We start from the raw sequence: 8,396 nt of genomic DNA, 5'->3' as shown, positions 1-8,396 counted from the left end.
TGGCCCGGCGGCGGCGCGGCGCGTGGTGTTGGCGGGCTTTGGCGTAGGGATTGCCTGTTCGCTGGTGGCGGCAGGTTTCAACGCCACCACAGAGCGTATCGCGATCGGTTCCGGGCTTGCGTTCTTGACCGCGCAAATGACGGACGTGGCGGTGTTTGACCGTTTGCGGGGCGGTCGCTGGTGGCGCGCGCCGCTTATTTCAACGCTTGTCGGTGCATCGCTCGACACCATTATTTTCTTTTCGGTGGCGTTTTCAGATCTGCTTTCGTTCGTGCACCCCGGCGAGGATACAAGCTGGGCAACGGGTGCCGTGCCGATGCTGGGGATGGGCCCGCAAGCGCCGCTTTGGGTATCATTGGCGCTGGCCGATCTGGGGGTGAAGCTGTCGCTCGCGCTGGTGGCGCTTCCGCTTTTTCGCATCATCGTGAAGAAAATGACCACAAGGTATGCGTAAAAACTTTTGACAAACACAAAATCTGTGTCAGCCTGCCCCTATCGGTAACGCGAGCGAAAGGAGGTGGTCCAGTGTCGAGAGTGATATTGGAGAGAGGTGTCGGGACAGTCAGGGGGAGCGTTGCCTGAGGGCAGACCCAAGGGTTAAGCACCCTGACTGGGACCAGTCGGAAACGACGCCCTAACTGGCCCATCTCCGTAGATCTCGAAGGCCGCCCGGCAACGGGCGGCCTTTCGATTTGAGGCTGGTGCAGGGCGGAAATTGTCGCCAGCACAATTCGGCAATTGACGTGCCACGGCGGCGCCGCGATTTTGCAGCCCTGTGCCTTGGGAGAGACGCAAATGCAGAGCACACGGCTGTTCACCCCCGTGCTAATCGGGGGCAGCATCATTTTGATGCTTGGTTTTGCGATTCGAGCGAGCTTTGGCGTCTTTCAAATCCCGATCGCAGCCGAGTTTGGCTGGCCGCGCGCCGAGTTTTCGCTGGCCATCGCCATTCAGAACCTTGCATGGGGCTTTGGGCAGCCGCTTTTCGGGGCGCTTGCCGAACGGTTCGGTGACCGCCGCGCGATCATTCTGGGCGCGCTTTTCTACGCGGGTGGGCTGGTGCTTTCGGCCTATGCGACAACGCCACTGCAACATCAGATGCTAGAGATTCTGGTGGGTTTCGGCATCGCGGGCACCGGATTCGGAGTGATACTGGCGGTTGTCGGGCGCGCCACGTCGGATGCCAACCGCAGCCTCGCGCTGGGTATCGCCACCGCCGCGGGGTCTGCGGGGCAGGTGTTCGGTGCGCCGGTTGCGCAGGGCTTGCTGGGGGTGATGCCTTGGCAGCAGGTGTTCATTGTCTTTGCCGCAGTGATCCTGCTTGCGCTGTTCGCGTTGCCGATGCTGCGCGCCCCTGCGCGTGCCAGCCGCGCGGAATTGGAAGAAAGCCTTGGTCACGTGCTTAAGCGGGCTTTTCGTGACCCGTCTTACACACTGATCTTTCTGGGCTTTTTCTCGTGTGGTTATCAGCTTGGCTTTTTGACCGCGCATTTTCCGGCGTTCATTACCGAAATGTGCGGTGCCGTTGCACCGAACGGGGTGTTGGCCACACTGGGGATTTCGACAACCTCGGCCTTGGGGGCTGTGGCGATTTCGCTGATCGGGCTGGCCAATATCGGCGGTTCGATCATGGCTGGGTGGCTGGGCAAGCGGTATACCAAGAAATACCTGCTGGCGGGCATCTACACGGCGCGAACGCTGGTTTCGGCCGCCTTCATCCTGCTGCCGATCACGCCCACGACGGTGGTGCTCTTCTCGCTGTCGATGGGGGCGCTGTGGCTGGCTACGGTGCCGCTGACCTCGGGCTTGGTCGCGCATATCTACGGGTTGCGCTATATGGGCACGCTATATGGCTTTGTGTTTCTCAGCCACCAGATCGGGTCTTTCATGGGGGTCTGGCTGGGCGGCAAGCTTTACGACATCTACGGCAACTACACGGCCGTGTGGTGGATCGGCGTTGCCGTGGGCGCGTTTTCAGCGCTGGTGCACCTGCCGATCCGCGAGCGCGTGATGCAGCTTCAACCCGCTTGATTGCGCCGGGGTCATGCCTGCTAACGCCGCAGCTTTGCGCGAAATCCTAGCGGTGGCGCCACGCGGCAAGGATGTATTGCGCCGCGATCAGGTCTAGGTGCGCGCCGCCGCCGTTCTTGCAGATCGTGATCTCGTCAGGGCTTTGGCGGGCGAAGCCACCATTAGGCAGGTCGTAGAAATCGGCGCGGATGCTTTCGGGCGAAATGATGCCGCGGGCAATCGGGTCTTTGAGTTCTCCGATATGGCCGATGGTGGTGGCGCGGGCATCGACAAAGAGGCTGGCGCGCGTCAGCGCGGTATCATCCACCTCGCGCATATCGGGGCGGTAGGCACCGATCAGATCAAGGTGGGTGCCGGGGGCGAGCCATTCGCCCATGACCAGTGGCGCAGACGACATCGTGGTGGTGGCGATGATTTCAGCGCTGCGCACCGCTGCCTCAAGGTCTTCGGTGGCAGTGGCTTTGGTGGCGGCGGCCAGCGCACGCGCGGGTTCGGGCGAGCGGTTCCATATGGTGAATTGCGCGCCGGGGAAGGCCGCGTTGTAGGCCGCGATCATCGAGCGCGCTACGTTGCCTGCGCCCACAATCAGGATGCGGCGCGCGTTGGGTCGGGCAAGGCGGCGCGCGGCCAAGAGGCTGTCGCCCGCCGTTTTCCATTTGGTGACAAGGTGGAAATCGACGATCGCCTCTAGCCGCCCGGTCGCGTCGTCATAAAGCGTGACAGCACCGTTGACCATTGGCACCCCTTGCGCTGGGTTGCCGGGGAAAACGCTGGCCGCCTTGACCGCAAGGCCCAGCCCGCTAATCCATGCCGAGCGGGTCAGAAGCGTATCCTTGCCGCGATAGAGGAACGTATCGGCCACCTCGGCGCGCGGCAGCGCGTGGCCTGCCGCCAGCGCGTCGGTTAGCGCCAGCCAATCGAGATGCGCCTCGGCCTCTGGTCCGATGATTTCCACGCTCATTCGGCTTCCCTTTCGTTCAGCAATCCTTCGGCAACCAGCCGTGCGGCCCAGCCTTCGGGCCCGGTGAAATGGTGCACTTGCCAGCCGCGGGCAGCGGCGGCGGCAATATTTTCGGCGCGGTCATCGGCGAAAAGCAGCGCTGCAGGCGGCAACGCGCAATCGGCCTCTGCCAACTCGTAAATGCGCGGGTCCGGCTTTATCACGCCCATATGACCCGAAACCCACGCCCGATCGAACTCGTTTAGAAAGTCATACTGGGTGCGGGCATAGGCAAACGAGCCGATACCGAAATTGGTCAGCGCAAAAACTGGCATGCCCTTGGCGCGCAGCGCACGCATGAGCCGCACCGAACGCGAGATCACCGGACAGGCCATGTCGATCCAGTTGGTGTACCAAAGCTGGATTTCGTTGCGCCAGTGGGGGTAACCCTCGGCAGTGTCGTAGATCGTGCCTTTGAAATCGCCCCCACGGTCCACCGCGTCGTTCATGCCGTGCAGATCGACCTCGGCGAACATCGCGCGGCGTGCTTCGGGGCCGATTTTGGCATCGTAAAACCGCTCTGGCTGCCATTCGATCAGCACGTTGCCGATATCGAAAACCACCGCCTCAATCATTTGTCGCATCCCTTTCGGCGGCCCGCAGCACCCGGTCGAGCGCGTCGAGAAAACGCGAGCGGTCTGCCTTTGTAAAGCCCTTGCCCGAGCCTTGGCGAAACGGGTCGGCGGCGCGCAGATCTGCCATCAGATCGCGCGTGGCAAGGATCTGGCCGATGTTGGCCGGGGTTAGCGGTTCGCCCGCATGGGTCAGCACACGCGCGCCGTTTGCCACGCATTTGGCCGCCAGCGGAATATCGGCGGTTACCACAACGTCGCCGCGCGCCGCGCGTTCTGCGATCCACTTGTCAGCTTCGTCCGCGCCGGAAGCGACATAGACCATTTCAACCAGCGGATTGGCAGAGGGGCGCAGGCCGCCGTTTGAAACCATGTAAAGCTTCACCCGCAGGCGTGAGGCAACGGTTTCGGCCTCGGCCTTTACCGGGCAGGCATCGGCGTCAACGTAAAGGGCCATCAGGCAAGGACTTTCGCATGAAAGGCGATGTGGTCTGCGATAAAGCTCGCGACGAAGAAATAGCTGTGGTCGTAGCCTGCCTGCATACGAAACGCGCCGGGCTGGCGGCGCGCGGCCATGGCGGCGGCCAACGCCTCGGGGCGCAGAAGGTCGAGGTTGGTGTCGGCGCTGCCTTGATCGACCAACACCTCGCCCGCAAAACCTTCGGTCTGCATCAGGAAGGTTGTATCATGCGCAAGCCAGCGGCTTTCATCGGGGCCGAGGTAGGCGGCAAACTGTTTGCGCCCCCAGTCAGACCGCGTGGGTTGCGCGATCGGCGCAAAGGCCGAGGCAGAGCGGTAGCGCCCCGGCAGGCGCATCGCCAGTGTCAGCGCGCCGTGGCCACCCATGGAATGGCCAGTGATCGACTGGCGGTCTTCATCGACCGCGAAATTGGCGGTGACGATGCGGGGCAGCTCGTCAGCCAGATAATCCCACATGCGGAAATGCGCAGCCCAAGGTGCTTCGGTTGCGTTGAGGTAGAACCCCGCGCCTTGCCCCAGATCATAGGCGGTGTCATCGGCCACCCCAGCCCCGCGCGGCGAGGTATCGGGAAAACAAAGCGCCAGACCGGCTTCGGCTGCCCATCGTTGCGCGCCTGCCTTGACCATTGCGTTTTCATGGGTGCAGGTCAGGCCCGCCAGAAACCACAAAAGCGGCACCGGCCCTGCCTCGGCGGCGGGTGGCAGGTAAAGGCCAAAGGTCATTTCGCACCCCGTCGCCTGCGATGCGTGGGCATAGACCCCTTGCACGCCGCCAAAGGCCCGGTTTTCGGAAACCATGCGCATGAAAACCCCCTAGCTGGCCGTGACCCAGGCGATGACCGCCGGCACGGTTATTATGGAAAACACGGTCGAGATCAGGATCGCAGCCGAAACTCGTTGCGGTGCCACCCCGTAATGCGCTGCCAGAATATAGACATTTCCCGCCACCGGCAAAGCCGCCGCCGCCACCATTACCCCTGCCGCATAGGGTTCAACCCCAAAAGCCCATGCGGCCACGGCCACCGCCAGCGGATGCAGCACCAGCTTGGCAAACGAAAGCCACGCCGCAGGACGGATGCGTTCTGCCGACCTTGCCGCCAGCGAAGCGCCGATGGCGAACAGCGCGCCGGGGGTGGCAGCGGCCCCGAGGATAGTGACGAACTCCATCAGCGGGGCCGGAGTGGGCAGATGAAACCCGGCCCAGCCAAGGCCTGCCAGCATCGACACGATCATCGGGTTCTTTGCCAGCCCAAGGCCAAGGGCTGCGAACATCGCAGGCGAAACCCGCCCGTGCCGCGCGCCTGTCACCAGCAGCGTGATCAACGAGGAAAACACGATCAGGTCAATCGCCAGCACCATCAGCACCGGGCCAACGGCAGCCGGGCCAAGCAGCACGACAAGCATCGGCACGCCCAGAAACCCGGTGTTGCCGGTCATGCAGGTGTGCGCCTCCATCGCGGCCTCGGCCAAGGGCAAGCGCCGCGCCCGCGCGACCGCCATACCCAAGGCCCAAACGAGCGCCGAGCCCGACAGGTAGGCCAGAACGAATGGTGCGCTGAACAACTCAGACAGCGAAAGCGTTGCCGAAAACCGAAACAGCATCGCCGAAAGCGCGAAGTAGAAGACGAACTTCGTCAGCCAAGCGGTGGCTTCGGGCGGAAAAAAGCGCAAGCGCCCGGCCCCCCAGCCAAGGCCGATCAATGCAAAGAACGGAAGCGTTTTGAAGAAGATCGCCAGCATGGGCGCACGCTTTCATGGCGCTCTTGCGAATGCAAGGCGGCGCGGGCAGGTTAACGGAATGGCGCATTTTGTTTTTCAACACCGCCGCGCAACACGCAACATCGGCGACCGCGTGGCCAGCCCCGCGCGCTGGCTGGATTTTGGTGCCGAAGTGACGGTGCAGAACTTCGGAGAAACCGTCCCTGCCTGCGACATTGCGGTTTTGGGCGGCGGTCAGGTTTACGGCGAAGTTGCCGGCGCCGTGCTTTACCGTGCGGCGGCGGCGCGGCGGCGCGTGGTCTGGGGGATCGGTATGCGCGGCGTCAGCCGCGATACCGCACGGCACGATGTTTTCACCTGTGCGGTCGATCTGTTGGGGTGCCGCGATGTGGGGGTGGAGGGCACTATCCATGTGCCCTGTGTGTCTTGCATGGCACCGCGGCTTTCAGCGCCACCTGCGCCAATCCACGAGGTGGTGATCTTTGCCCATGCCACCAAATCGGCAAACCTTGCGCGCCCCGCGGGTATTCCATTCGCCACCAACTTTCAGGGCAATTTCGCGCCGGTAATCGACTTTATCGCATCTGGCGAAACGGTGGTGACCAATTCCTACCACGGCACCTATTGGGCGCTTCTGCTGGGCCGCCGGGTGCTATGTTTGCCTTACGGCCAGAAGTTTGGCGGCTTCGCGCAGCCCCCCGAAATGGCCGATCCTTCCGATTGGCTGGCAGCTTTACCCCGCGCGCGCGCGGCAAGCGGATACCTTGAAGAATGTCGCGCCCTGACACAGGCCTTTCATGCCCGCGTCATGGCGTTGCTTTGAGCGCGCGCAGATCAGAAAACGCTAAGAACCTCTGACATCGGCTTTTTGATTTTGGCGACGGCGGGCACGGTGGCGTTTTCGGCGGGGTAGCCCACCGGCAAGATCATCACCGGCTTTTCGTTCTCGGGCCGACCACAGGCGGCGTTGAGAAACTTCATCGGGTTCGGGGTGTGTTCGAGGCACACGAGCCCTGCGTGGTGAATGGCGGCGATCAACATGCCAACGGCGATGCCTACGCTTTCGGGCACGTAGTAATGCTTTATCCGTTGCCCATCGGGCCCAATGCCATAGCGCTGCGCAAATACAACGATCAGCCAAGGCGCTTCTTCCAGATGCGGCTTGAGCGCGCCGGTGCCGATGGGTTCGAGTGCAGCCAGCCACTCGTCGCCCGCGCCACCTTCGTAGAACGCGCGCTCTTCTTCTTCGGCTGCGGCGCGGATGCGCGCTTTCAGTGCAGGGTCGGAAATCGCCACGAAATGCCAAGGCTGGCGATTGGCACCCGATGGCGCCGAGGCTGCGGCGGCAACGCAAGCCTCGATCACCTCGCGCGAAACCGGCGTGGGCGCATAGTCGCGCACCGAGTGACGCTTGCGCATGTGGTCACGAAACACACGCGCCGCGCCCAAAGATTGCTCGGGCGGAAGTTGCACCCGGTCGGGCAGGGGCAGGGCGGTATAGGTGGGTTTCGCTGTCTCTGTCATCGCGGGCTCCGGTAATGCGGTGGTCCGTCCGGGCAAAGCCGGGACATGTTGGCAAGGCCGTGGTGCAGGCCGCGCGCCTTTAGCCTGCGCCGATCAGTGCCCCTGCGGCGAATACCAGCGCGCCACCAAGCACCACTTGCAACGCGGCGCGCAGGAATGGCGTTTCCATAAACTTGTTCTGGATCCAGGCAATTGCCCAAAGCTCGACGAACACGACGATCATCGCAATCGTCGTGGCTGTCCAGAACTCGGGGATGAGGTAGGGCAACGCGTGGCCCATGCCGCCCAGGGTGGTCATCACGCCGCTGGCCACGCCGCGTTTCCACGGGCTGCCGCGCCCCGATAGCACACCGTCGTCATGCGCGGCCTCTGTAAAGCCCATCGAAATACCCGCACCAACCGAAGCCGCAGCCCCGACCAGAAACGTGGTCCACGTGTCTTGCGTGGCAAAGGCGGTGGCGAAGATTGGCGCGAGGGTCGAGACGGAACCATCCATCAGCCCGGCAAGCCCCGGCTGCACCCATGTCAGAATGAACTGGCGGTGCGCGGCGCGGTCTTCCTTGCCCTTTTCTTCTTCGCCCAGATGCTCGGCAACCAATTCGCCTGCGCGCACCTCGTGCCCTGCTTCAGCTGCCGCAAGATCGCCCAGCAGGGCGCGCGCTGCGGCATCAGTGCTGCGCTGTGCGGCGGTGGTGTAGAACTTGGCGGCATCCTGTTCCATTGCCTCGGCTTCGGCGCGCATCCGTTCCAGCGACAGGTTTTCCATCAGCCAGACCGGCCGGCGTGCGTAAAAGCCTGCCACATGTTCGCGACGGATCAACGGGATGACATCGCCGAACCGCGCCTGATGCACCTCGATCAGGCGGCGACGGTGTTCATCTTCTTCGGCAGCCATGCCGTCAAAAACCTGCGCCGAGGCCGGGTAATCAGCGCGAAGGCGCTGCGCATAAGTGCGATAGATCGAGGCGTCGTCCTCTTCTGAGGAAATGGCCAGCGCAAGGATCTCTTGCTCTGTCAGGTCGGAAAAGCGGCGGCGCGAGGCTAGGCCGGGGATCATAAGGAACCTCATC

The 8,396-nt window shown here is 63.1% G+C and carries 10 protein-coding genes; 3 read left to right on the top strand and 7 right to left on the bottom strand.

What is annotated here, in order from left to right; all coding sequences use genetic code 11:
• Positions 1 to 454, top strand: a 454-nt coding sequence (locus ABY403_RS10500; protein WP_372840753.1) for a VUT family protein, incomplete at its 5' end; no start/stop codon positions are given.
• A 341-nt stretch (positions 455 to 795) separates the two neighbouring features.
• Complete coding sequence (locus ABY403_RS10495) at positions 796 to 2,031, top strand: MFS transporter (RefSeq protein WP_372840752.1); 1,236 nt, start codon at positions 796 to 798, stop codon at positions 2,029 to 2,031.
• A 46-nt stretch (positions 2,032 to 2,077) separates the two neighbouring features.
• On the opposite strand, the gene ABY403_RS10490 is transcribed toward ABY403_RS10495, so the two are convergent.
• Genes ABY403_RS10490 through ABY403_RS10470 form a run of 5 tightly spaced genes read right to left on the bottom strand, consistent with a single transcriptional unit; the run spans position 2,078 to position 5,823 of the window.
• Positions 2,078 to 2,992, bottom strand: a complete 915-nt coding sequence (locus tag ABY403_RS10490) for an ornithine cyclodeaminase family protein (protein ID WP_372840751.1) — start codon at positions 2,990 to 2,992, stop codon at positions 2,078 to 2,080.
• Complete coding sequence (locus ABY403_RS10485; protein ID WP_372840750.1) at positions 2,989 to 3,606, bottom strand: HAD family hydrolase; 618 nt, start codon at positions 3,604 to 3,606, stop codon at positions 2,989 to 2,991. The genes ABY403_RS10490 and ABY403_RS10485 overlap by 4 nt, the downstream gene beginning before the upstream one ends.
• Positions 3,599 to 4,060 (bottom strand): YaiI/YqxD family protein, encoded by a 462-nt coding sequence (locus ABY403_RS10480; protein ID WP_372840749.1) that lies wholly within the window; start codon positions 4,058 to 4,060, stop codon positions 3,599 to 3,601. Before ABY403_RS10480 ends, ABY403_RS10485 begins: the two co-directional genes overlap by 8 nt.
• A complete protein-coding gene (gene fghA / locus ABY403_RS10475; RefSeq protein WP_372840748.1) occupies positions 4,060 to 4,887 on the bottom strand; it encodes an S-formylglutathione hydrolase in 828 nt (275 codons plus the stop codon). Before fghA ends, ABY403_RS10480 begins: the two co-directional genes overlap by 1 nt.
• 9 nt (positions 4,888 to 4,896) lie before the next feature.
• Complete coding sequence (locus ABY403_RS10470) at positions 4,897 to 5,823, bottom strand: AEC family transporter (protein WP_372840747.1); 927 nt, start codon at positions 5,821 to 5,823, stop codon at positions 4,897 to 4,899.
• Between the two features lie 58 nt (positions 5,824 to 5,881).
• Here ABY403_RS10470 and ABY403_RS10465 point away from each other — a divergent pair, with 58 nt between their 5' ends.
• Positions 5,882 to 6,625 (top strand): hypothetical protein, encoded by a 744-nt coding sequence (locus tag ABY403_RS10465; protein ID WP_372840746.1) that lies wholly within the window; start codon positions 5,882 to 5,884, stop codon positions 6,623 to 6,625.
• Positions 6,626 to 6,636: 11 nt separating this feature from the next.
• Here the strand turns inward: ABY403_RS10465 and ABY403_RS10460 are convergent, their stop codons facing one another.
• Together ABY403_RS10460 and mbfA are read right to left on the bottom strand one after the other, a co-directional pair.
• The gene (locus tag ABY403_RS10460; protein WP_372840745.1) at positions 6,637 to 7,326 is read right to left on the bottom strand and encodes a nitroreductase family protein; all 690 of its coding nucleotides are present in this window, start codon (positions 7,324 to 7,326) and stop codon (positions 6,637 to 6,639) included.
• 79 nt (positions 7,327 to 7,405) lie between these two features.
• Positions 7,406 to 8,383 carry an iron exporter MbfA gene (mbfA, locus tag ABY403_RS10455; RefSeq protein ID WP_372840754.1) on the bottom strand — a complete coding sequence of 326 codons (978 nt, stop codon included), beginning with the start codon at positions 8,381 to 8,383 and terminating at the stop codon, positions 7,406 to 7,408.
• Positions 8,384 to 8,396 lie beyond the last annotated feature (13 nt).

This window comes from Phaeovulum sp. (assembly GCF_041596715.1).
Classification (GTDB): Bacteria; Pseudomonadota; Alphaproteobacteria; order Rhodobacterales; family Rhodobacteraceae; genus UBA6213.
Note: the sequence above shows the minus strand (reverse complement) of the source record. Positions and strands in the feature narration are given on the sequence as shown.

Excerpts from the sequence above, each read along its gene's own strand:
- ABY403_RS10495 (WP_372840752.1), top strand. The coding sequence starts at position 796 with ATGCAGAGCACACGGCTGTTCACCCCCGTGCTAATCGGGGGCAGCATC.
- ABY403_RS10490 (WP_372840751.1), bottom strand. The coding sequence starts at position 2,992 with ATGAGCGTGGAAATCATCGGACCAGAGGCCGAGGCGCATCTCGATTGG.
- ABY403_RS10485 (WP_372840750.1), bottom strand. The coding sequence starts at position 3,606 with ATGATTGAGGCGGTGGTTTTCGATATCGGCAACGTGCTGATCGAATGG.
- ABY403_RS10480 (WP_372840749.1), bottom strand. The coding sequence starts at position 4,060 with ATGGCCCTTTACGTTGACGCCGATGCCTGCCCGGTAAAGGCCGAGGCC.
- fghA (WP_372840748.1), bottom strand. The coding sequence starts at position 4,887 with ATGCGCATGGTTTCCGAAAACCGGGCCTTTGGCGGCGTGCAAGGGGTC.
- ABY403_RS10470 (WP_372840747.1), bottom strand. The coding sequence starts at position 5,823 with ATGCTGGCGATCTTCTTCAAAACGCTTCCGTTCTTTGCATTGATCGGC.
- ABY403_RS10465 (WP_372840746.1), top strand. The coding sequence starts at position 5,882 with ATGGCGCATTTTGTTTTTCAACACCGCCGCGCAACACGCAACATCGGC.
- ABY403_RS10460 (WP_372840745.1), bottom strand. The coding sequence starts at position 7,326 with ATGACAGAGACAGCGAAACCCACCTATACCGCCCTGCCCCTGCCCGAC.
- mbfA (WP_372840754.1), bottom strand. The coding sequence starts at position 8,383 with ATGATCCCCGGCCTAGCCTCGCGCCGCCGCTTTTCCGACCTGACAGAG.